Raw genomic sequence first — 22,986 nt, 5'->3', positions numbered from 1 at the left:
AGTAACACTACCCAATCAGTACGTTAATTTTGGCTTTAATGAGTTGTAATTCCTCTGGGGCAACTGTTCCTTTCTTCGTTGCTCCTCTTGCCCGCCAGGCGATTCTTTTTACCTGATCAGCTAACGCTACGCCATCACGTTCCTGACCGGATAAAACAACTTCGAACGGATATCCTTTTGATTGCGTTGTACAAGGAACACACAGACACATACCTGTTTTGTTGTTGTACATGAAAGGACTCAGGACAACAGCTGGACGATGTCCAGCTTGCTCGCTACCTTTTGTCGGGTCAAAATCAACCCAAATCAGATCGCCCATATCGGGTACGTATCGGCTTACCATTACCAGACTTCCTTATCTTTCGGCTCTCCCCAGTCGATATTCTCGTGGAGGTTTTCCGGCGTGATGTCGTTGACCAGTTCAGCAAGCGTAAATACGGGCTCTTTACGCACTGGCTCAATAATTAATTTGCCATCCACCAGGTCAATCTTCACTTCATCATCAATATTCAGATTGAGCGCCTGCATTAACGTAGCCGGGATCCGCACCGCCGGTGAATTTCCCCAACGCTTTACGCTACTGTGGATCATAACCCTTTTCTCAAACCGCTATCATATGTAGATACAGTATATATCAATCTATATTGTAGATACGAGCAAATTTCTGCCTAACTCCCGTGCAACCGACGCGCGTCGATAACATCCGGCACCTGGTTGAGTTTACCCAGCACGCGGCCCAGCACCTGCAGGTTGTAAATCTCAATGGTCATGTCGATGGTCGCCAGTTGCTGTTTGGTGTCGCTACGGCTGGCAACGCCAAGTACGTTCACCTTCTCGTTGGCGAGAATGGTCGTGATATCACGTAACAACCCACTACGATCATTAGCCACCACGCGGACCACCAGCGAATATCCGGCGGAGTAGCTCTCACCCCATACCGCGTCAACAATGCGTTCTGGCGCATGAGAGCGCAGTTCCGCCAGTTGTTCGCAATCGGCGCGGTGTACTGAAATACCGCGCCCCTGGGTAATGAAGCCGACAATCTCATCTCCAGGAATCGGCTGGCAGCAGCGCGCGATGTGGTGCATCAGGTTGCCAACACCTTCGACTACCACGCGACCGTTATCTTTACTGCGGTTTTGCGGCGTGTAGCTTTTTTGCTGAAGTTGCTTCAGCGCGGCGGCGTCCTGCTCTTCGGCACTCGGCTTATTAAATTGCGATTGCAGGAAGTTCACCATCTGATTGAGACGGATATCCCCGCCACCAATCGCCGCCAGCAACTCGTCGACATCATTAAAGTTGTAACGCGGCAGCAGATGTTTTTCTGCTTCTTTCAGGCTGATCCCCAGATGTTCCAGCTCGTCGTCAAGGATTTGCCGCCCAGCCAGAATGTTTTTGTCACGGTCCTGTTTACGGAACCAGGCGTGAATTTTCGAACGCCCACGGCTGGTTGTGACGTAACCGAGGTTTGGGTTTAACCAGTCACGGCTGGGGTTCGGCTGTTTCTGGGTGATAATTTCAATCTGGTCGCCCATCTGCAGCTGGTAGGTGAACGGCACAATGCGCCCGCCAATTTTTGCCCCGATGCAGCGGTGTCCGACATCACTGTGGATGTGGTAAGCGAAGTCCAGCGGCGTTGATCCCGCAGGCAAATCAACGACATCACCTTTCGGCGTAAAGACATACACCCGGTCGTCAAAGACCTGGCTGCGTACTTCGTCGAGCATTTCGCCGGAATCAGCCATCTCTTCCTGCCACGCAATCAGTTTACGCAGCCAGGCAATCCGGTCTTCATGTCCCGAACGTGCGCCGCCAGCTGCCGCGCCCTCTTTATATTTCCAGTGCGCAGCAACACCCAACTCTGCATCTTCATGCATCTGTTTGGTGCGGATTTGGATCTCAACGGTTTTGCCACCTGGCCCCAGAACCACGGTATGAATAGACTGATAACCGTTTGGTTTCGGGTTAGCGACATAATCGTCAAACTCATCCGGCAGGTGGCGATAGTGAGTGTGCACTATCCCCAGTGCGGCATAACAATCCTGTAAACGCTCGGCGACAATACGTACCGCACGCACATCAAACAGCTCATCGAAGGCGAGGTTCTTTTTCTGCATTTTGCGCCAGATGCTGTAGATGTGTTTCGGACGGCCATACACTTCAGCTTTAACGCCTTCAGCTTTCATCTCAGCGCGCAGATGACCGACAAACTCTTCGATATAGTGTTCGCGGTCGAGACGGCGTTCATGCAGCAGTTTTGCGATGCGTTTGTATTCGGTCGGGTGCAGATAACGGAAGCAGTAATCTTCCAGCTCCCATTTCAGTTGCCCAATCCCAAGACGGTTCGCCAACGGCGCGTAGATATTGGTGCACTCTTTTGCCGCCAGTACGCGTTCATCTTCCGGCGCATCTTTTACTTCGCGCAGATGAGCAATACGCTCCGCCAGTTTGATGACCACGCAGCGAAAATCATCGACCATCGCCAATAACATCCGGCGAACGTTATCGACCTGTTCGGAGGAAACAGAATCAGTGTGCGTCGCTTTCAGCTGGCGGATCGCCGCCATATCACGCACGCCGTGAATAAGGTTAACGACAGACTTACCGACGCTCTCACGCAGCACATCTTCGCTGACTACGTTGGCATCGGCCAGAGGGAACAGCAGCGCCGCCCGCAGCGTGTCAATGTCCATACTTAATGTCGAGAGGATCTCCACCATCTCAACACCACGCCACAATAACAGACTGGCATCCGGATGCCCCTGCGTCTGCTGCAGACAATACGCCCAGGTTTCGGCTAAGCACTCACACGACTTCTGGCTGGTAATACCCAGACTTGCGATCCATTTTTCCGGATCAAATCCACCAGCCTTATTGATATGTGCACTTCTTACCGCAACCATTGTCCTCTCCTTTAGGGACCAGACCTGCCGAAATCGGCAAATCGTAACTATTTAACGCGCGAGAAAAGTACCATCGATTCCAGATGTCCCGTGTGTGGGAACATATCCAGCATCGCCAGTCGCGCAATGGTATATCCTGCTTTTAATAACGCTTCGCTATCCCGAGCCAGCGTTGCAGGGTTACAGGATACATAAACTATACGAATAGGTTCCAGTTTTATAATTTGCTGCATAACACCTGCGGCACCTGCTCGCGCCGGGTCCAGCAACACTTTATCGAAGCCGTTTTTCGCCCACGGCTGCTTTGTGACATCTTCTTCAAGATTTTCGTGATAAAACGTCACATTCTGTAAGCCATTAAGACGCGCATTCTGCTGGCCTTTTTCCACCAGCGCCGGAACACCTTCTACACCGACCACACTGGCAGCTTGTGTCGCCAATGGCAGTGTAAAGTTGCCCATACCGCAGAACAGATCCAGTACGCGATCTTCAGGTTGCACATCCAGCCATTCCAACGCACTCGCTACCATTTTTTGGTTCACACCCGCATTGACCTGAATAAAATCGCGCGGGCTAAAAGTTAAGCGCAACCCGTTAGAGTCATACCAGGGCATCTCACCAGAGACGGTTTCGAGTATCTCACTATCGGGGGCGAGATACAGATCCAGGCCTTCAGAATGCGAAAAGCGTTCCAGTTTTTCGCGATCTGCCGAACTTAGCGGTGCGGTATGGCGCAAAATCATCAGCGTGCTGCTGGTTGCCTGTACCAGTTCAACATGACCAAGATGGCGCATTGCTTGTAAGCTGCCCAGGCATGCCCTGACTTTGGGCAGCAATGCTTCAAGTTGGGGCACTAAAATGGGACATTGTTTAACGTCGACAATGTCACTGGAGCCCGCTTTGCGAAGCCCCATCTGAAGTTGCTGTGTTTTCGGTAAGTAGTTCAGACTTAAACGCGCGCGACGGCGATAGCCCCAGGGAACATCGGCGATCACTTCAGAGACTTCGTGTTTCATTAATCGGGCGAGTGCCGCACTTTTGCTTCGCTGCTGTAAATCCACGCTGGCGTGTTGTTGCTGACAGCCGCCGCATACTCCAAAATGAGGACAGCGTGGCGTTTCGCGTTCCGGGCTATCGCTTAACCGGCGTACGACTTTAGCGCGGGCATACTGTTTTTTATCTTCAGTAACAGTAACTTCCGCGTTTTCCTGCGGCAATAATCCGGGGATAAATAGCGTTTTGCCGTTATGTCGCGCCACGCCCTGACCAAAAGAGTCGAGGTCGTTGACTGAAACGGTTATGATCTGACGCGTCGTCGTGCGTCGTTTTGCAGAGTAGAATTGCGCCATTGGCGAGACTTTCTCAATTTAACAGTGTGACCTTAATTGTCCCATAACGGAACTCCATGACCAACTACAGCCTGCGCGCACGCATGATGATTCTGATCCTGGCACCGACCGTCCTTATTGGTTTATTGCTGAGTATCTTTTTCGTCGTGCATCGCTATAACGACTTGCAGCGTCAACTGGAAGATGCCGGTGCCAGCATTATTGAGCCGCTTGCAGTTTCTACTGAATATGGCATGAGCCTGCAAAATCGCGAATCTATCGGTCAGTTAATAAGCGTACTGCATCGTCGCCATTCCGATATTGTTCGCGCGATTTCGGTTTATGATGAAAATAACCGACTCTTTGTCACCTCCAATTTTCATCTTGATCCCTCATCAATGCAGCTCGGCAGCAACGTGCCGTTTCCTCGCCAGCTCACTGTCACTCGTGACGGCGATATTATGATCCTCCGCACGCCGATTATTTCTGAGAGTTACTCCCCCGACGAATCGCCCAGTAGCGATGCCAAAAATAGTCAAAATATGTTGGGATATATTGCGCTTGAGCTGGATCTTAAATCGGTTCGCTTGCAGCAATATAAAGAGATCTTTATTTCCAGCGTGATGATGCTGTTTTGTATCGGTATTGCGCTTATTTTTGGCTGGCGCTTAATGCGCGATGTAACCGGTCCGATTCGCAACATGGTGAATACCGTCGACCGCATCCGTCGCGGGCAACTCGACAGCCGGGTGGAAGGATTTATGCTCGGCGAGCTGGATATGCTGAAAAACGGTATCAACTCGATGGCAATGTCGCTGGCTGCTTATCACGAAGAGATGCAGCACAATATCGACCAGGCGACGTCCGATCTGCGTGAAACGCTGGAGCAGATGGAAATTCAGAACGTTGAGTTGGATCTGGCGAAAAAGCGCGCCCAGGAAGCGGCGCGTATTAAATCCGAGTTTCTGGCAAATATGTCACACGAGCTGCGTACACCACTGAATGGTGTTATTGGCTTTACCCGCCTGACGCTGAAAACAGAATTAACACCAACGCAGCGCGATCACCTGAATACGATTGAACGTTCGGCAAATAATTTGCTGGCAATTATTAATGATGTTCTCGACTTCTCGAAACTGGAAGCAGGTAAGCTGATTCTGGAAAGTATTCCATTCCCACTACGCAGCACGCTGGATGAAGTCGTTACTCTGCTGGCACATTCTTCTCACGATAAAGGGTTGGAACTGACGCTCAATATTAAAAGCGACGTGCCTGATAACGTGATCGGCGACCCACTGCGATTACAGCAAATCATCACTAACCTGGTGGGGAATGCAATTAAATTCACCGAGAATGGCAACATTGATATTCTGGTAGAAAAACGTGCGCTGAGTAATACCAAAGTGCAGATTGAAGTGCAGATTCGGGATACCGGCATTGGTATTCCTGAACGCGATCAATCGCGCTTATTCCAGGCCTTCCGACAGGCTGATGCCAGTATTTCCCGCCGTCATGGTGGCACCGGGCTGGGGCTGGTGATTACACAAAAACTGGTTAATGAAATGGGCGGCGATATTTCGTTCCATAGCCAGCCGAATCGCGGTTCAACTTTCTGGTTCCACATTAATCTCGATCTGAACCCGAACATTATTATCGAAGGGCCATCCACCCAGTGCCTCGCAGGTAAGCGCCTGGCCTATGTCGAACCAAACTCCGCAGCAGCGCAATGCACGCTGGATATTTTAAGTGAAACGCCGCTGGAAGTGGTTTATAGCCCAACGTTCTCCGCGCTGCCTCCCGCGCATTACGACATGATGTTGTTAGGCATCGCGGTGACCTTCCGCGAGCCGCTAACAATGCAACATGAGCGATTAGCGAAAGCGGTATCGATGACCGATTTCCTGATGCTGGCACTTCCTTGCCATGCACAAGTCAATGCTGAAAAACTCAAGCAAGATGGTATCGGCGCGTGTCTGCTGAAACCATTAACACCTACACGCCTGTTGCCTGCCCTGACGGAATTTTGTCATCACAAACAAAACACGCTTTTGCCTGTAACCGATGAAAGTAAGCTGGCAATGACAGTCATGGCGGTTGATGACAACCCCGCTAACCTGAAACTTATCGGCGCATTGCTGGAAGATATGGTGCAACATGTGGAACTTTGCGATAGCGGGCATCAGGCGGTTGAACGGGCGAAACAGATGCCGTTCGATTTGATCTTAATGGATATTCAAATGCCGGACATGGATGGCATTCGGGCCTGCGAACTCATCCACCAGCTCCCCCATCAGCAACAAACGCCGGTTATCGCGGTAACGGCGCATGCAATGGCCGGGCAAAAAGAGAAGCTGCTTGGCGCAGGGATGAGCGATTATCTGGCGAAACCGATTGAAGAAGAGCGATTGCATAATTTGTTGTTGCGCTACAAGCCTGGCAGCGGTATTTCCTCTCGCGTCGTGACGCCCGAAGTCAACGAAATTGTGGTGAACCCGAATGCGACCCTCGACTGGCAACTGGCACTACGGCAGGCAGCAGGAAAAACCGATTTAGCGCGCGATATGCTGCAAATGTTACTCGATTTCCTGCCTGAAGTTCGCAACAAAGTTGAGGAACAGCTGGTTGGAGAAAACCCGGAAGGCCTGGTTGATTTGATTCATAAACTGCATGGCAGTTGCGGCTATAGCGGTGTGCCGCGTATGAAGAATCTCTGCCAACTGATCGAACAACAGCTACGTAGCGGTACTAAAGAAGAAGATTTGGAGCCGGAGCTGCTGGAACTGTTGGACGAGATGGATAATGTCGCGCGCGAAGCCAGCAAAATTCTCGGGTAACGGACGTCTTGTCGAGTAGCAATCGGCTTTTTATGACGCTGGTTTCAGATTGGTGACAAAGTGCCTGTGTTTATGCCGGATGCGGCGTTAACGCCTTATCCGGCCTACAAAACCAATTAAATTCAATGAATTAAAAAATGATGTAGACCTGATACATAGCACAACAGGCTATTTTGCGTTTAGCATCAGTCTCAAGCCGGCTCCAGATAGAGCCGGTTTTGTTTTTCTGTCTTAACGCACCATGCACGGGCGCTTGTTATCGAACGTCCAGCCAGGAATCAGATACTGCATTCCCATCGCATCGTCACGCGCGCAAAGCCCGTGTTTCTGATACAGCTCATGGGCTTTCATCACTTGATCCATATCGATTTCTACACCCAGCCCCGGTTTTTCCGGCACCTGAACCAGACCGCCTTTGATCTCAAACGGTTCTTTGGTCAAGCGCTGATTGCCTTCCTGCCAAATCCAGTGCGTATCAATCGCGGTGATTTTACCCGGTGCAGCGGCGGCAACATGGGTAAACATCGCCAGGGAAATATCGAAGTGGTTGTTTGAGTGTGAACCCCAGGTCAGGCCAAATTCATGGCACATTTGCGCCACACGTACCGAACCTTGCATCGTCCAGAAATGCGGATCCGCCAGCGGGATATCAACGGATTGCAGGGAGAGCGTATGGCCCATCTGCCGCCAGTCGGTGGCGATCATATTGGTTGCGGTCGGCAGGCCAGTTGCGCGACGGAACTCTGCCATCACTTCACGCCCGGAGAAACCTTGCTCCGCACCACACGGATCTTCTGCATAAGCCAGCGACCCTTTCAGGTATTTACCAATTTTAATCGCTTCGTTCAGCGACCAGGCACCGTTAGGATCGAGCGTAATACGCGCCTGCGGGAAGCGTTGCGCCAGTGCCACAATAGACTCGGCCTCTTCTTCCCCGGCCAGTACACCGCCTTTCAGTTTGAAATCGTTGAAGCCATATTTTTCATACGCCGCTTCCGCCAGGCGCACCACCGCATCCGGCGTCATCGCTTCTTCATGACGCAGGCGATACCAGTCGCATGAGTCATCCGGCTGGCTTTGATACGGCAGCGGTGTGGCTTTGCGATCACCGACGAAGAACAGATAACCGAGCATTTCGACTTCGCTACGCTGTTGACCATCGCCCAGCAGGGATGCCACGTTTACCCCCAGATGCTGCCCCAGCAGATCCAGCATTGCCGCTTCTATCCCGGTAACTACATGAATAGTGGTACGCAAATCAAATGTCTGCAAACCGCGCCCACCAGCATCACGATCGGCAAAAGTATTACGCACCAGCGTCAGAACGTTTTTGTATTCACCCAGCGTTTTACCTACCACCAGCGGAATCGCATCTTCCAGCGTTTTACGGATTTTCTCGCCGCCGGGAATTTCCCCTACGCCAGTGTGACCAGAATTATCTTTGATAATCATAATATTACGCGTAAAGAACGGTGCGTGTGCACCACTCAGATTCATCAGCATACTGTCATGACCCGCCACCGGGATGACCTGCATTTCAGTAACAACAGGCGTCGTAAATTGAGAACTCATATTTATGTCCTTTTTCAGAATCAATGACGGCCGAAAACGGGACGTTTACGGTCAAAGGTCCAGCCGGGGATCAGGTACTGCATCGGACCTGCGTCGTTACGCGCACCGCCAGGCAGACGTTTATAGGCCTCATGTGCCTTTTGTACCTGTTTCCAGTCCAGTTCCACGCCCAGACCGGGCGCATCAGGAACGGCAATTTTTCCGTTTTTAATCTCCAGCGGATTTTTGGTCAGGCGACAATCGCCCTCCTGCCAAATCCAGTGGGTATCGATAGCGGTAGGATTACCCGGTGCCGCCGCGCCCACATGGGTAAACATCGCCAGAGAGATATCGAAATGGTTATTAGAATGGCAGCCCCAGGTCAGCCCCCAGTCGTCGCAAAGCTGCGCCACACGGACTGCACCGGAAAGCGTCCAGAAGTGCGGATCGGCAAGTGGAATATCTACCGCATTGAGCATCACCGCATGACCCATTTCGCGCCAGTTGGTGGCGATCATGTTAGTCGCGACGGGCAAGCCGGTCGCCCGCCGAAACTCCGCCATAACTTCACGACCGGAGAAACCCTGTTCTGCGCCGCATGGATCTTCGGCATAGGTAAGAACATCATTCAGCCCTTTGCATAGAGAAATGGCTTCATCAAGTAGCCAGGCACCGTTGGGATCAACGGTAATCCGCGCATCAGGGAAGCGTTTCTTCAATGCACGAACAGTGTTGATTTCTTGCTCGCCAGGTAACACCCCGCCCTTAAGTTTGAAATCTTTAAAGCCATAGCGATCCTGTGAGGCTTCCGCCAGACGCACAACGGCTTCGCTGTTCATCGCTTTCTGATGGCGCAACTGATACCACTCATGGTTGCCCGGCGTATTTTCCAGATAAGGAAGATCGGTTTTGGTCCGATCACCGATATAAAACAGATAACCGAGGACGGTAATAGTCTCGCGTTGCTTGCCTGGCCCCAACAGTTCGCAGACCGGAACATTCAGCGCCTTACCTAGCAGGTCAAGCAAGGCGGCTTCCAGCGCCGCCACGGCATTAACGCGCAATTCAAAAGTCTAGGCACCTTTGCCGAAGGTATCAAAATCGGCTGCCTGATTACCTTTATGCACCTGCTGAACCACTTTATTCAGGCGCGCAACTTCCTGGCCCAGAACCATCGGAATAGCATCGACCAGTGTTTGATAAATCACCTCTCCGCCCGGCGCTTCACCAATGCCGGTATGCCCGGCGTTATCGGTGAGTACCACAATATTGCGGGTGAAATATGCGTTATGTGCCCCACCAATATTAAGCAACATGCTATCGTGCCCGGCGACCGGAATGACTTTCATATCAGTAATAACAGGACTGGATTGTGTCGTCATCTTATTGCCCCGCGACAGGTTTCAGCTCGATACGCTTGATATCGCCCACCAGCACCAGGTAGCTCAGTACCGCGATTAAGGCATGAACACCAACATAAATCAGCGCCCCATTAAAGGAGCCAGTCGTGCCAACGATATAACCAATTGCGATTGGCGTGACGATGCCAGAAATGTTACCGAACATGTTGAACAGGCCACCGGAAAGACCGCTGATCTCTTTTGGCGCGGTATCTGCCATTACTGCCCAACCCAGCGCCCCGATGCCCTTACCGAAGAAGGCCAGCGCCATAAAGCCGATGATCATCCACTCAACGTTGACGTAGTTGCAGAACACCATCACCATCGACAGCAACATGCCCATTACGATCGGTGTTTTACGCGCAATGTTCAGCGATCCCGTGCGGCGCATCAGCCAGTCGGAAATAATCCCACCCAGCACACCGCCGATAAAACCGCAAACCGCCGGAACGGAAGCCACAAAGCCCGCTTTCAGAATCGACATCCCACGCGCCTGCACCAGATAAACCGGAAACCAGGTAATGAAAAAGTAAGTCAGGGCGTTGATACAGTACTGACCGATATAAACGCCGATCATCATCCGTGACCCGAGCAGTTGTTTGATCTGCCCCCACTTCACGCTGAACGGCACTTTAACTTTGGTGTTTTGCTGATCCATATTGATCAGCGCGCCACCCGCGGCGATGTACTCCAGCTCTTTCTGATTTACCCCCGGATGTTGATTTGGCTCGTGGATGACTTTCAACCAGATAAAGCTGATGACAATCCCCAGACCGCCCATAAAGAAGAAGACGTGTGACCAGCCCACTTCATGCGTCAGCCAGCCCATAATCGGCGCGAAGATCACCGTTGCGAAGTATTGAGCGGAGTTAAAAATCGACACCGCCGTTCCCCTTTCCTGCGCCGGAAACCAGGCCGCAACAATGCGACTGTTGCCGGGGAAAGATGGCGCTTCAGCAAGCCCGACCAGGAAGCGCAGAGTAAACAGGGCAACGATAATGCCGAATCCACTAAAGATATCGACGAAGCCTTGCAGCAAGGTAAACATCGACCAGATAAAGATCGACCAGAAGTAGACGCGTTTTGAACCAAAACGATCCAGCAACCAACCACCAGGGATCTGCCCGATAACATAAGCCCATGAGAAGGCAGAGAACACATAGCCCATTCCCACGGGATCAAGGCCGATATCTTTGGCCATTTCCGAACCGGCAATAGAAAGCGTAGCGCGGTCGCCGTAGTTGAAGGATGTGACGATAAACAACATCACCACTATCCAGTAACGAGCATTCGTGCGTTTTTCCACACTGCTCGCAGCCTGACTTAAAGAACTCGTTGTTGCACTCCTGAAAATTCGCGTTAGCCACGCTCACTCTGGACTGCGACATAGCCAGGAAATCAGAGGTGACGTAGGGTGTTTTTTGCCGTTTTTATAGGTCGTTCGCCGAATACGGCGCGTGTTTATATCTGGCAATAGCAGTATAAAAAGCGCGCCATAGCGGCTCACCGTGCAACAACACAACATTAATGCGTTCAATGAGGCCCGATTTTGGCATTAGCCCTGGACGGTGGAATCCACTTCACGGAAATGAAAACAAGAACAAGAAAGGAAGGGTTAAAACAAAGAAATAAAGAAGAGTATGAAATGGATCGCTTGACTCCAGGCAAACGCCAGTAAAAATCCGCGCTATGAAGCAGTTTTTACTGGCATTTGCCTGAAAAGATTCGATTCAGCACCGCTAAAACGACATTTACCGCTCGCTGAACATATCAGGACAACAGCGTGCCCCACTGTTCGACCCACGGATTTGATTCCGTTTCCGGTTCCGGGTTCTCACTGGCGTCAATCAACAGCATTTCGCCAACCCGCTGAGCGCTCTGTTCCTGCAACAAGGCATCGAACTGTTTGCCGCCATTGCAGAAATTTACATAACTGCTGTCGCCGAGCGCAATCACGCCATAACGCAGATTCGGCTGGAAGCCCAGACTATCTTTGATTCCCTGAAAGAGCGGCACAATGCTATCAGGAAGGTCGCCCTGCCCGGTCGTGGACGTAACCACCAGAACATACTTATCCTGATAAGGCAGCCAGTCGCTTAATTCAGGATCTTCAAATACCGTTGCTTTGTGGCCCTGTGCGGTCAGAATTGCTTCTGCTTCTTCCGCCACTAACAGCGAATTTCCGTACATGGTGCCGACAAAAATACCAATTTCCGCCATACCGTTTTCTCCCTGGATTAGGAACTTATCTCTCCATCCTGACCCGATGGCGCACTGAACTCAACCCTTTCATTTTCAGGAAGCAGACCGCGCCAGCCAAATTGTGATAACGCCTGCATCCAGGTGTCGTCCAGGCCCGCGTGAATAGTCAGCGGCTCGCCAGTAAAAGGATGCGTCAATGACAACTGACTGGCATGTAGCATTAACCGCTGGAGGCCAAAATGCTCAGCACCGCTGCGATTCTGGCGTAAATCGCCATGTTTGCTATCGCCAATAATCGGATGACGCAAATGGGCAAGATGTCGGCGAAGCTGATGTTTGCGTCCGGTTTTCGGCTCCAGTTCCACCAGGCCGTAGCGCGTGGTCGGGTAACGTCCGGTCGCTACCGGCATTTCTACGGTCGCCAGACCGCGATAATGCGTCACTGCTGGCTGCGGGCCTTTATCTTCGCGGGCAAATTTATCAGCGATTTTGTCCAGTTCTTCCACCAGTGGATAATCCAGCACCGCTTCTTCCATCAACCATCCGCGCACAATCGCATGGTAACGTTTCTGGATTTGGTGCTGTTCAAACTGTTGTGCCAGCAGCCGTCCGGCCTCGCTGGATAATCCCATCAACAACACACCAGAAGTGGGTCGGTCCAGACGATGAGCAGTAAAAACATGCTGTCCTATCTGGTCACGCACGGTTTGCATGACCACTACTTTCTCGTCGCGATCCAGCCAGCTACGGTGAACCAGCCAGCCGGAGGGTTTATTTACCGCAACCAGCCATTCATCCTGATAGAGTATTTCCAGCATTAGCTCGCATCATCCGCAAAAAGAGCATCCAGTTTTTCCAACTCAGCCAGAATAAGCGCGTGTTGCGGATGGTCCGTCGCCAGCGCCATTTCATAATAGGGTGCAACAGCAAAAGCGCCCGGTAACGGCTGGTTGTTATTTAACAAATCGTGCATTCGCGGGATCAGCACCCACTGCAACCACTCCAGTGGTTCCATGGTGTCCATAAAGAACGGTTGGGTACTATTAAATTGATGCGGCTGGGGTTCATCGTTTCGCCAGTGCTGATGTTCACGCAGTAACGCTTCAAGCGCCTGCAACTGGAGACGAACGCGGTCATGAGTGGTCATAAAGCAACCTCAATAAGAAAAACTGCCGCGAAGGATAGCAGGAATAAAAAAAGGGAGCACTGTATTCACAGCGCTCCCGGTTCGTTTCGCAGCATTCCAGCTACTTTTGTTGCTCCCTGCTCATCCTTGACAACTTTTCCTCTGGCCTTGCGGCCAATCGTTCATCCTGAACTATTGCTTCCTGCTCACACCACCCCGATGTGATACTTCATCCTGAAGTGTCCTTGGCCTTCCTGACCAGCCGAATCATCCTGACCGGTTCTCATTCTCCATCCTGGAGGTGTCCTTTAACGCGTCCTGCGTCATCCTCTTCGCTTCATCCAGAAGCCTTTCCCTGAAACACCATCTTGGTGTGTCCTGCAGAAGTGTCATCATCCTGATGTTCACTTCGTTGTCTGACTCCCTGTCGACGAAGATAGAATCGTCTTTTTCGCGAAGTCTTACAAGGCGCTTACAGACAATGGCTTAAGGAAAATTTCATATGAAAGTTAAGAATTAACAATCAACATTTTGATTTTAAATGAAAATAACGATTCTTATCTTTTTAAGTATTCGCTTATTTCCTGGCGATCTCCTACAGAGTCTGTAAGAGATCTCTCACAACCAGATGGGGTATTTGGATTACAGAAGAGGCTTAAGTTGATTAAGGAATTCCGCAAGATTTGAGGCTAAATGCGTCCGTTTACGTGTTCCCAGCGTCTCTTTGCACACTTCACCGGAGAGATTACACACCGAGATGACCTCTAACTCTTCTTCCAGCGTCGCGATAAATAGCGTGGGCGGCAGTTTTAGCCTTTTCTGAGTCACCAGATGACCAATCAGATTTTCCTGCACCCGACGGAAGTCGTCTTCACTCCAGGTTTGCAGCAATGTCAGTTTGATATCGCCAAACTGCGCGTGCATATCCCCGGCAAACTGAGTCGTATAAAAGGTATGAATTGTGGGTTGTATCACAATATCAAAAGCGCGTTCAACCGCGTTTACATTTTGTTCCCCGGTAAACGGCTGGGGTTGCCAGTATACGGCATCTTCGGTAGTTGAAATAATGCACGGTGAAGGAACACCGTACAGTTCCTCACTTAACGGCCAGCTTTTATGCTCTTCATGCCACGCATCGCAGTAGCGTGCAGTAAAATCTTTCAGGGCTTGTGCGGTCAAATCGTCCACTAATTTCTCTCTTCACTTAAACCAGATACACTTGTCGTTTAGTTTATCTGGTTTATGACGGTGAAACATGTCTTCTTATGCAAACCATCAGGCACTTGCGGGCCTGACTCTTGGAAAATCAACCGATTACCGGGATACCTATGACGCCAGCCTCCTGCAAGGCGTTCCACGCAGCCTGAATCGCGACCCGCTGGGTCTGAAAGCGGATAACCTGCCTTTTCACGGTACGGATATCTGGACGCTGTATGAACTTTCCTGGCTGAATGCGAAAGGTTTGCCGCAGGTCGCTGTCGGTCATGTTGAACTTGATTACACCAGCGTAAATCTGATTGAGTCGAAGAGTTTTAAGCTCTATCTCAACAGTTTTAACCAGACGCGTTTTAATAACTGGGATGAGGTGCGCCAGACGCTGGAGCGCGACTTAAGCACTTGCGCTCAGGGTAAGATTAGCGTGGCGTTATATCGTCTTGATGAACTGGAAGGCCAGCCGATAGGTCATTTTAATGGCACTTGCATTGATGACCAGGATATCACTATCGATAACTATGAATTCACTACTGACTATCTGGAGAATGCCACCTGTGGTGAAAAAGTAGTGGAAGAGACGCTTGTCAGCCACCTGCTGAAATCAAACTGCCTGATCACCCATCAACCAGATTGGGGTTCGATCCAAATTCAGTATCGTGGACGCCAAATTGACAGAGAAAAACTGCTGCGTTACCTGGTCTCATTCCGTCATCACAACGAGTTCCACGAACAGTGCGTGGAACGCATCTTTAATGACCTGTTACGCTTCTGCCAGCCAGAAAAATTGAGCGTTTACGCACGTTATACCCGTCGTGGCGGTCTGGACATTAACCCGTGGCGCAGTAATAGCGATTTTGTTCCATCGACCACAAGACTGGTTCGGCAATAAATTTTTTCTCAATTTTGCGTGCTGGATTCACGCAGAAGGTTGTGAAAGGTCATCAGGCAGGGCTATTGTAATCAAAGGGAATGACGATATTCGTCCCATAAGGAGTTTTTCTTGATTACACATATTAGCCCGCTTGGCTCCATGGATATGTTGTCGCAGCTGGAAGTGGATATGCTTAAACGCACCGCCAGCAGCGACCTCTATCAACTGTTTCGCAACTGTTCACTTGCCGTACTGAACTCCGGTAGTTTGACCGATAACAGCAAAGAATTGCTGTCTCGTTTTGAAAATTTCGATATTAACGTCTTGCGCCGTGAACGCGGCGTAAAGCTGGAACTGATTAATCCCCCGGAAGAGGCTTTTGTCGATGGGCGAATTATTCGCGCTTTGCAGGCCAACTTGTTCGCGGTCCTGCGTGACATTCTCTTCGTTTACGGGCAAATCCATAACACCGTTCGTTTTCCCAACCTGAATCTCGACAACTCCGTCCACATCACTAACCTGGTCTTTTCCATCTTGCGTAACGCTCGCGCGCTGCATGTGGGTGAAGCGCCAAATATGGTGGTCTGCTGGGGCGGTCACTCAATTAACGAAAACGAGTATTTGTATGCCCGTCGCGTCGGAAACCAGCTGGGCCTGCGTGAGCTGAATATCTGCACCGGCTGTGGTCCGGGAGCGATGGAAGCGCCGATGAAAGGTGCTGCGGTCGGACACGCGCAGCAGCGTTACAAAGACAGTCGTTTTATTGGTATGACAGAGCCGTCGATTATCGCCGCTGAACCGCCTAACCCGCTGGTCAACGAATTGATCATCATGCCAGATATCGAAAAACGTCTGGAAGCGTTTGTCCGTATCGCTCACGGTATCATTATCTTCCCTGGCGGTGTGGGTACGGCAGAAGAGTTGCTGTATTTGCTGGGAATTTTAATGAACCCGGCCAACAAAGATCAGGTTTTACCATTGATCCTCACCGGCCCGAAAGAGAGCGCCGACTACTTCCGCGTACTGGACGAGTTTGTCGTGCATACGCTGGGTGAAAACGCGCGCCGCCATTACCGCATCATCATTGATGACGCCGCTGAAGTCGCTCGTCAGATGAAAAAATCGATGCCGCTGGTGAAAGAAAATCGCCGCGACACAGGCGATGCCTACAGCTTTAACTGGTCAATGCGCATTGCGCCAGATTTGCAAATGCCGTTTGAGCCGTCTCACGAGAATATGGCTAATCTGAAGCTTTACCCGGATCAACCCGTTGAAGTGCTAGCTGCCGACCTGCGCCGTGTGTTCTCCGGTATTGTGGCGGGTAACGTAAAAGAAGTCGGTATTCGCGCCATTGAAGAGTTTGGTCCTTACAAAATCAACGGCGATAAAGAGATTATGCGTCGTATGGACGACCTGCTACAGGGTTTTGTTGCCCAGCATCGTATGAAGTTGCCAGGCTCAGCCTACATCCCTTGCTACGAAATCTGCACGTAATCTCCCCTCCCCCGGTGACGTTTGTTGCCGGGTTTTCTCGTTTTTGGTCACTTACTCATCAACTCATTTCATTTGTTATATGAATGTTTCTTACCACCCTCACGCGACAAATATCATCACAGTTAATATGTCATACAATTTATGTTGCAACGCAAACGTTTCCCTATTTTCATAAACCGTATTTTATCGCTATGAAAAAGAAATTATCGCCATGATTAACTAAAAGTATTGATTTTTTCAGTTCAACCTACATATATTGCGCGCCCCGGAAGAAGTCAGATGTCGTTTAATGGGCAAATATTGCCCTTAAATTCTCTTTTACTTTTGATTTACAGAGTAAAGCGTTGGGATAATCTATCTTCCAAGTAGATTATTGTATTTGAGATCAAGATCACTGATAGATACATAACTTGTGTGTATCTTTCCGCCCTCAAATTATTACGGCGGTAAATGATTAAGCCATCGCCGATAGACAGATTTCATTTTTACGGTCAGGCACCTTCCCGGGCTGAACTGGCTAAAAGCTGAATTATTTGCATTCCTCCAGGAGAAATAGATGGAAACGACTCAAACCAGCACGATTGCGTCGAAAGACTCTCGTAGTGCCTGGCGCAAGACAGACACCATGTGGATGCTGGGCCTTTACGGCACGGCAATCGGCGCGGGCGTGCTGTTCCTGCCAATCAACGCCGGTGTTGGCGGTATGATCCCGCTGATCATCATGGCTATCCTTGCGTTCCCGATGACGTTTTTTGCTCACCGCGGCCTGACTCGCTTCGTACTGTCTGGTAAAAACCCGGGCGAAGACATCACCGAGGTTGTAGAAGAACACTTTGGTATTGGCGCAGGTAAACTGATTACCCTGCTCTACTTCTTCGCTATCTACCCGATCCTGCTGGTTTATAGCGTGGCAATCACCAATACAGTTGAAAGCTTCATGTCTCACCAGCTGGGTATGACGCCACCGCCGCGTGCGATTCTGTCGCTGATCCTGATCGTGGGTATGATGACCATCGTTCGCTTCGGTGAGCAGATGATCGTTAAAGCGATGAGTATTCTGGTGTTCCCGTTTGTTGGCGTATTGATGCTGCTGGCTCTGTACCTGATCCCGCAGTGGAACGGCGCAGCACTGGAAACGCTGTCTCTGGACACTGCATCTGCAACCGGAAACGGTCTGTGGATGACCCTGTGGCTGGCAATTCCGGTAATGGTGTTCTCGTTCAACCACTCTCCGATCATCTCTTCTTTCGCCGTTGCGAAGCGTGAAGAGTACGGCGATATGGCAGAACAGAAATGCTCGAAGATCCTGGCATTCGCACACATCATGATGGTGCTGACCGTAATGTTCTTCGTCTTCAGCTGTGTACTGAGCCTGACTCCGGCAGACCTGGCTGCGGCTAAAGAGCAGAACATCTCGATTCTGTCTTACCTGGCTAACCACTTTAACGTACCGGTTATCGCGTGGATGGCTCCGATTATCGCGATTATCGCTATCACCAAATCCTTCCTCGGCCACTACCTGGGCGCACGTGAAGGCTTCAACGGTATGGTGATTAAATCTCTGCGTGGTAAAGGTAAGTCTATCGAAATCAACAAGCTGAACCGTATCACTGCGCTGTTCATGCTGGTAACGACCTGGATTGTTGCCACCCTGAACCCGAGCATCCTGGGTATGATTGAAACCCTGGGCGGTCCAATCATCGCGATGATCCTGTTCCTGATGCCGATGTACGCAATTCAGAAAGTACCGGCAATGCGTAAGTACAGCGGTCACATCAGCAACGTATTCGTTGTCGTGATGGGTCTGATTGCAATCTCCGCAATCTTCTACTCTCTGTTCAGCTAAGTCCTTTCGCGCCACTTTCGGGCGGCGCTTCCTCCGTTTTAACGCGATGTATTTCCTATGATTAGCGTATTCGATATTTTCAAAATCGGCATTGGCCCTTCCAGTTCTCATACCGTTGGACCAATGAAAGCGGGTAAACAATTTACCGACGATCTGATTGCCCGTAACCTGCTTAAAGACGTGACCCGCGTGGTGGTTGACGTGTACGGCTCGCTCTCTCTGACCGGTAAAGGCCACCACACTGATATCGCCATTATTATGGGCCTGGCGGGTAACCTGCCGGATACCGTGGATATCGATTCCATCCCTGGTTTTATTCAGGATGTGAATACTCATGGTCGCCTGATGCTGGCAAACGGTCAGCATGAAGTGGAGTTCCCGGTTGATCAGTGCATGAACTTCCACGCCGACAACCTTTCTCTGCATGAAAACGGTATGCGCATTACCGCGCTGGCAGGCGATAAAGTCGTTTACAGCCAGACTTACTACTCTATTGGCGGTGGCTTTATCGTTGATGAAGAGCATTTTGGCCAGCAGGATAGCGCACCGGTTGAAGTTCCTTATCCGTACAGTTCAGCAGCCGATCTGCAAAAACATTGTCAGGAAACCGGGCTGTCACTCTCTGGCCTGATGATGAAAAACGAGCTAGCGCTGCACAGCAAAGAAGAGCTGGAACAGCACCTGGCGAACGTATGGGAAGTCATGCGTGGCGGTATTGAGCGCGGTATTTCCACCGAAGGCGTGTTGCCTGGCAAACTGCGCGTTCCACGCCGTGCTGCGGCACTACGCCGGATGCTGGTCAGCCAGGATAAAACCACCACTGACCCGATGGCGGTTGTTGACTGGATCAACATGTTTGCACTGGCAGTGAACGAAGAGAACGCTGCTGGCGGACGCGTGGTGACTGCGCCGACTAACGGTGCGTGCGGGATTATCCCGGCAGTGCTGGCGTACTACGACAAGTTTATCCGCGAAGTGAACGCTAACTCACTGGCTCGTTACCTGCTGGTAGCCAGTGCCATTGGTTCTCTTTATAAGATGAACGCGTCAATTTCTGGTGCTGAAGTCGGCTGCCAGGGTGAAGTTGGTGTGGCGTGCTCAATGGCGGCGGCTGGTCTGGCAGAACTGTTAGGTGCAAGCCCGGCGCAGGTGTGCATCGCGGCGGAAATCGCCATGGAGCACAACCTCGGTCTGACGTGTGACCCGGTCGCCGGACAGGTCCAGGTGCCATGCATCGAGCGTAACGCCATTGCGGCAGTAAAAGCGGTGAACGCCGCACGTATGGCGCTACGCCGTACCAGCGAGCCGCGCGTCTGCCTCGATAAAGTTATCGAAACCATGTACGAAACAGGTAAAGATATGAACGCCAAGTACCGCGAAACCTCTCGCGGCGGCCTGGCAATGAAGATCGTTGCCTGCGATTAATCGCTCTCCAGAGGCCTCGTTTTGCGAGGCCTCTTCCCGATTTCTCATCCAGCCGTAGCCTGTTCCGGCATCGAATGTTACCCTTATCGCCTGATCTTTAAGGGGGTTATCGTGGCTGTTCATTTGCTTATTGTCGATGCACTGAATCTTATTCGTCGCATTCATGCCGTTCAGGGATCGCCCTGTGTCGAAACCTGCCAGCATGCGCTCGATCAGCTCATTATGCACAGCCAGCCAACCCACGCGGTCGCCGTTTTTGATGATGAAAACCGCAGTAGCGGCTGGCGTCATCAGCGTTTACCAGATTACAAAGCGGGTCGACCGCCAATGCCGGAAGAGTTGCACGACGAGATGCCTGCATTACGCGCCGCCTTTGAGCAACGCGGCGTCCCGTGCTGGTCAACCAGCGGCAACGAAGCCGATGACTTAGCCGCCACGCTGGCGGTCAAAGTGACACAGGCCGGGCATCAGGCAACGATTGTTTCGACAGATAAAGGCTACTGTCAGTTACTTTCACCGACATTACGTATTCGTGATTACTTCCAGAAACGTTGGCTGGATGCGCCATTTATCGATAAAGAATTTGGCGTTCAACCGCAGCAGTTGCCCGATTACTGGGGACTTGCGGGGATCAGCAGTTCAAAGGTACCGGGTGTTGCGGGAATCGGACCAAAAAGCGCCACGCAGCTGCTGGTCGAGTTTCAGAGTCTGGAAGGGATATATGAGAATCTGGATGCGGTTGCCGAAAAGTGGCGCAAAAAATTAGAAACCCATAAAGAGATGGCGTTTCTGTGCCGCGATATTGCCCGCTTACAAACCGATTTGCATATCGACGGCAATTTACAGCAATTGCGGTTGGTACGGTAACAGCGAGCCGGATGCAAACGATTATCAACACATTGAATTTAATGCACTTATATACCGGATAAGACGCGGCTAGCGTCGTATCCGGCATTATCACATCAGCGCATTTACCAGGCGGTATGGTAAAGCTCTACAATATCCTCAAGCGTTGCTTCACGCGGGTTGCCACCGGTACAAACATCATCCAGTGCCGCCTGCGCCAGTGCCGGAATGTCTTCCTTGCGTACACCAACATCACGCAAATGTGGCGGAATACCGACATCACGGTTGAGAGCAAACACCGCTTCAACAGCGGCATTACGCGCCTCTTCCAGCCACTTTCACGCCCATAACGCGCGCGATATCGCGGTACTTCTCACCGGTAAAGTCAGCGTTATAGCTCATGACATGCGGTAACAGGATGGCGTTCGCAACACCGTGTGGAGTGTTGTAAAACGCGCCCAGTGGATGCGCCATACCATGCACCAACCCTAACCCAACATTCGAGAAGCCCATACCCGCAACATACTGCCCGAGCGCCATTTCTTCTCCGGCATCCTTATCACCAGCAACCGATCCTCGCAGCGCCCCAGCAATGATTTCAATCGCTTTAATGTGCAGTGCATCGGTTAGCGCCCACGCGCCACGGGTAATATACCCCTCAATAGCATGAGTGAGCGCATCGACACCCGTCGCAGCTTTCAGCGCTGGAGGCATACCATCCATCATGTCAGCGTCAATAAACGCCACCTGCGGGATATCATGCGGATCAACGCAAACAAACTTGCGCCGTTTCTCTTCGTCAGTGATCACGTAGTTAATGGTCACTTCTGCCGCAGTACCTGCTGTGGTAGGAATTGCCAGAATCGGTACACTGGGTTTATTGGTCGGGGAAAGCCCTTCCAGGCTACGCACATCGGCAAACTCCGGGTTGTTGCTGATAATGCCAATCGCTTTACAAGTATCCTGTGGAGAACCACCACCAATAGCGATCAGGTAATCCGCGCCGCTATTCTGGAATACACCGAGCCCTTCTTTGACGACAGTAATTGTTGGGTTGGGCACTACGCCGTCGTAAATCGCCCATGCCAGCCCTGCAGCATCCATCTTATCGGTCACTTTCGCCACCACGCCGCATTGCACCAGCGTTTTATCGGTGACGATCAGCGCCTTCTGATAACCACGGCGTTTCACCTCATCGGTTAAAGCCCCAACAGCACCCCGACCAAACCATGCCGTTTCGTTCAGAATCATTCTGTTAGCCATCATCCTTCTCCTTGTTGCTTTACGAAATTACTCTTCAATCCGTAACCCATAGGTTTTGAATTTCTCCAGCACTACGGCAATCTCTTCATCGCTCAGCACTGGCACCGGGTCCGTAATCGCCAGGGTCGTCAGGTAAAGTTGCGCCAGCACTTCAACTTCATGCGCCAGCCATAACGCTTTTTCCAGATTCACCTCACAAGCGATAAGCCCATGATGTTGTAACAAAGTTGCCTTACGATTTTTGAGAGCCAGCGCAACATGTTCAGAAAGTTCGCGTGTTCCAAAGGTCGCATAAGGCGCGCAAGGAATAGAATTACCACCTGCCGCCGCAATCATGTAGTGAATAGCGGGGATCGGTCGGTTAAGAATGGAAACTGCTGTGCAATGAACGGCATGATTGTGAACAACCGCGTTGGCATCCGGTCTGCTTTGATAGGCCGCCATATGGAAACGCCATTCGCTTGAGGGGAGCGGTAATGCTGCCAACTTACTGATTTAGTGTATGATGGTGATTTTAAGGTGCTTGCGTGGCTTCCATTTCCATCAGATGTCCTTCCTGCTCCGCTACTGAAGGCGTGGTGCGTAACGGCAAAAGCACTGCCGGACATCAGCGCTATCTCTGCTCTCATTGCCGTAAAACATGGCAACTACAGTTCACTTACACCGCCTCTCAGCCCGGTAC

General features: G+C 51.1%; 18 protein-coding genes and 3 pseudogenes. 8 read left to right on the top strand and 13 right to left on the bottom strand.

Annotated features, from left to right (window positions below; all coding sequences use genetic code 11):
- Nucleotides 1-7: 7 nt before the first annotated feature.
- The 4 genes from mazF to rlmD form a co-directional block, all read right to left on the bottom strand.
- Nucleotides 8-343, bottom strand: a complete 336-nt coding sequence (gene mazF, locus BFF42_RS14935; RefSeq protein ID WP_000254733.1) for an endoribonuclease MazF — start codon at nt 341-343, stop codon at nt 8-10.
- Entirely contained in the window at nt 343-591 is a 249-nt protein-coding gene (gene mazE / locus BFF42_RS14930) for a type II toxin-antitoxin system antitoxin MazE (RefSeq protein WP_000581937.1), read from the bottom strand. The genes mazF and mazE overlap by 1 nt, the downstream gene beginning before the upstream one ends.
- Nucleotides 592-668: 77 nt before the next feature.
- A complete protein-coding gene (gene relA, locus BFF42_RS14925; protein ID WP_039059511.1) occupies nt 669-2,903 on the bottom strand; it encodes a GTP diphosphokinase in 2,235 nt (744 codons plus the stop codon).
- A 47-nt stretch (nt 2,904-2,950) separates the two neighbouring features.
- The gene (gene rlmD / locus BFF42_RS14920; RefSeq protein WP_000046829.1) at nt 2,951-4,252 is read right to left on the bottom strand and encodes a 23S rRNA (uracil(1939)-C(5))-methyltransferase RlmD; all 1,302 of its coding nucleotides are present in this window, start codon (nt 4,250-4,252) and stop codon (nt 2,951-2,953) included.
- 56 nt (nt 4,253-4,308) lie between these two features.
- Here rlmD and barA point away from each other — a divergent pair, with 56 nt between their 5' ends.
- Nucleotides 4,309-7,065 carry a two-component sensor histidine kinase BarA gene (barA, locus tag BFF42_RS14915; RefSeq protein ID WP_000186450.1) on the top strand — a complete coding sequence of 919 codons (2,757 nt, stop codon included), beginning with the start codon at nt 4,309-4,311 and terminating at the stop codon, nt 7,063-7,065.
- 231 nt (nt 7,066-7,296) lie between these two features.
- Here barA and gudD read toward each other — a convergent pair whose 3' ends face one another.
- The 3 genes and pseudogenes from gudD to gudP all read right to left on the bottom strand — a co-directional run bounded on the left by gudD (nt 7,297) and on the right by gudP (nt 11,370).
- Nucleotides 7,297-8,637, bottom strand: coding sequence for a glucarate dehydratase (gene gudD / locus BFF42_RS14910; RefSeq protein WP_000098225.1), 1,341 nt, complete (start codon nt 8,635-8,637; stop codon nt 7,297-7,299).
- A gap of 20 nt (nt 8,638-8,657) precedes the next feature.
- Nucleotides 8,658-9,998, bottom strand: a pseudogene (locus tag BFF42_RS14905) (enolase C-terminal domain-like protein).
- A 1-nt stretch (nt 9,999) separates the two neighbouring features.
- Nucleotides 10,000-11,370 carry a galactarate/glucarate/glycerate transporter GudP gene (gene gudP / locus BFF42_RS14900; RefSeq protein WP_044325921.1) on the bottom strand — a complete coding sequence of 457 codons (1,371 nt, stop codon included), beginning with the start codon at nt 11,368-11,370 and terminating at the stop codon, nt 10,000-10,002.
- A 195-nt stretch (nt 11,371-11,565) separates the two neighbouring features.
- Between gudP and BFF42_RS28105 the strand changes: the two genes are divergently transcribed.
- The gene (locus BFF42_RS28105) at nt 11,566-11,694 is read left to right on the top strand and encodes a hypothetical protein (protein ID WP_012421467.1); all 129 of its coding nucleotides are present in this window, start codon (nt 11,566-11,568) and stop codon (nt 11,692-11,694) included.
- A 92-nt stretch (nt 11,695-11,786) separates the two neighbouring features.
- Here the strand turns inward: BFF42_RS28105 and BFF42_RS14895 are convergent, their stop codons facing one another.
- The 4 genes from BFF42_RS14895 to syd form a co-directional block, all read right to left on the bottom strand.
- On the bottom strand, nt 11,787-12,236 hold the full coding sequence (locus tag BFF42_RS14895) for a flavodoxin (protein ID WP_000807753.1): 450 nt from the start codon (nt 12,234-12,236) through the stop codon (nt 11,787-11,789).
- Between the two features lie 17 nt (nt 12,237-12,253).
- Nucleotides 12,254-13,036: a tRNA pseudouridine(65) synthase TruC gene (gene truC, locus BFF42_RS14890; protein WP_000890001.1), complete on the bottom strand. Its 783-nt coding sequence runs from the start codon at nt 13,034-13,036 to the stop codon at nt 12,254-12,256.
- Nucleotides 13,036-13,365, bottom strand: coding sequence for a YqcC family protein (locus BFF42_RS14885; protein ID WP_000206994.1), 330 nt, complete (start codon nt 13,363-13,365; stop codon nt 13,036-13,038). The genes truC and BFF42_RS14885 overlap by 1 nt, the downstream gene beginning before the upstream one ends.
- Nucleotides 13,366-13,986: 621 nt before the next feature.
- Nucleotides 13,987-14,532 (bottom strand): SecY-interacting protein, encoded by a 546-nt coding sequence (syd, locus tag BFF42_RS14880; protein ID WP_000342431.1) that lies wholly within the window; start codon nt 14,530-14,532, stop codon nt 13,987-13,989.
- A 67-nt stretch (nt 14,533-14,599) separates the two neighbouring features.
- Here syd and queF point away from each other — a divergent pair, with 67 nt between their 5' ends.
- The 5 genes from queF to xni all read left to right on the top strand — a co-directional run bounded on the left by queF (nt 14,600) and on the right by xni (nt 21,062).
- The gene (queF, locus tag BFF42_RS14875) at nt 14,600-15,448 is read left to right on the top strand and encodes an NADPH-dependent 7-cyano-7-deazaguanine reductase QueF (RefSeq protein ID WP_000100420.1); all 849 of its coding nucleotides are present in this window, start codon (nt 14,600-14,602) and stop codon (nt 15,446-15,448) included.
- A gap of 111 nt (nt 15,449-15,559) precedes the next feature.
- On the top strand, nt 15,560-16,924 hold the full coding sequence (ppnN, locus tag BFF42_RS14870) for a nucleotide 5'-monophosphate nucleosidase PpnN (protein ID WP_000627997.1): 1,365 nt from the start codon (nt 15,560-15,562) through the stop codon (nt 16,922-16,924).
- A gap of 556 nt (nt 16,925-17,480) precedes the next feature.
- Nucleotides 17,481-18,770, top strand: coding sequence for an HAAAP family serine/threonine permease SdaC (sdaC, locus tag BFF42_RS14865; protein ID WP_000450477.1), 1,290 nt, complete (start codon nt 17,481-17,483; stop codon nt 18,768-18,770).
- 57 nt (nt 18,771-18,827) lie between these two features.
- Nucleotides 18,828-20,195 (top strand): L-serine ammonia-lyase II, encoded by a 1,368-nt coding sequence (sdaB, locus tag BFF42_RS14860; RefSeq protein ID WP_000626404.1) that lies wholly within the window; start codon nt 18,828-18,830, stop codon nt 20,193-20,195.
- 111 nt (nt 20,196-20,306) lie between these two features.
- Nucleotides 20,307-21,062 (top strand): flap endonuclease Xni, encoded by a 756-nt coding sequence (gene xni / locus BFF42_RS14855; protein ID WP_000268232.1) that lies wholly within the window; start codon nt 20,307-20,309, stop codon nt 21,060-21,062.
- Between the two features lie 104 nt (nt 21,063-21,166).
- Here xni and fucO read toward each other — a convergent pair.
- Nucleotides 21,167-22,304: pseudogene (gene fucO, locus BFF42_RS14850) on the bottom strand (lactaldehyde reductase).
- A gap of 27 nt (nt 22,305-22,331) precedes the next feature.
- Nucleotides 22,332-22,775 (bottom strand): annotated as a pseudogene (locus BFF42_RS14845) (L-fuculose-phosphate aldolase); the annotation flags it as partial.
- A 56-nt stretch (nt 22,776-22,831) separates the two neighbouring features.
- On the opposite strand from BFF42_RS14845, the gene BFF42_RS14840 reads away from it, so the two are divergent.
- Nucleotides 22,832-22,986, top strand: a 155-nt coding sequence (locus tag BFF42_RS14840; RefSeq protein WP_001348782.1) for an IS1 family transposase, incomplete at its 3' end; no start/stop codon positions are given.

Origin of the sequence: Shigella sp. FC1661, from assembly GCF_001712525.1 — a bacterium.
In the GTDB taxonomy this organism is placed as follows: domain Bacteria; phylum Pseudomonadota; class Gammaproteobacteria; order Enterobacterales; family Enterobacteriaceae; genus Escherichia; species Escherichia coli.
Note: the sequence above shows the minus strand (reverse complement) of the source record. Positions and strands in the feature narration are given on the sequence as shown.

Excerpts from the sequence above, each read along its gene's own strand:
- mazF (WP_000254733.1), bottom strand. The coding sequence starts at position 343 with ATGGTAAGCCGATACGTACCCGATATGGGCGATCTGATTTGGGTTGAT.
- mazE (WP_000581937.1), bottom strand. The coding sequence starts at position 591 with ATGATCCACAGTAGCGTAAAGCGTTGGGGAAATTCACCGGCGGTGCGG.
- relA (WP_039059511.1), bottom strand. The coding sequence starts at position 2,903 with ATGGTTGCGGTAAGAAGTGCACATATCAATAAGGCTGGTGGATTTGAT.
- rlmD (WP_000046829.1), bottom strand. The coding sequence starts at position 4,252 with ATGGCGCAATTCTACTCTGCAAAACGACGCACGACGACGCGTCAGATC.
- barA (WP_000186450.1), top strand. The coding sequence starts at position 4,309 with ATGACCAACTACAGCCTGCGCGCACGCATGATGATTCTGATCCTGGCA.
- gudD (WP_000098225.1), bottom strand. The coding sequence starts at position 8,637 with ATGAGTTCTCAATTTACGACGCCTGTTGTTACTGAAATGCAGGTCATC.
- BFF42_RS14895 (WP_000807753.1), bottom strand. The coding sequence starts at position 12,236 with ATGGCGGAAATTGGTATTTTTGTCGGCACCATGTACGGAAATTCGCTG.
- truC (WP_000890001.1), bottom strand. The coding sequence starts at position 13,036 with ATGCTGGAAATACTCTATCAGGATGAATGGCTGGTTGCGGTAAATAAA.
- BFF42_RS14885 (WP_000206994.1), bottom strand. The coding sequence starts at position 13,365 with ATGACCACTCATGACCGCGTTCGTCTCCAGTTGCAGGCGCTTGAAGCG.
- queF (WP_000100420.1), top strand. The coding sequence starts at position 14,600 with ATGTCTTCTTATGCAAACCATCAGGCACTTGCGGGCCTGACTCTTGGA.
- sdaC (WP_000450477.1), top strand. The coding sequence starts at position 17,481 with ATGGAAACGACTCAAACCAGCACGATTGCGTCGAAAGACTCTCGTAGT.
- sdaB (WP_000626404.1), top strand. The coding sequence starts at position 18,828 with ATGATTAGCGTATTCGATATTTTCAAAATCGGCATTGGCCCTTCCAGT.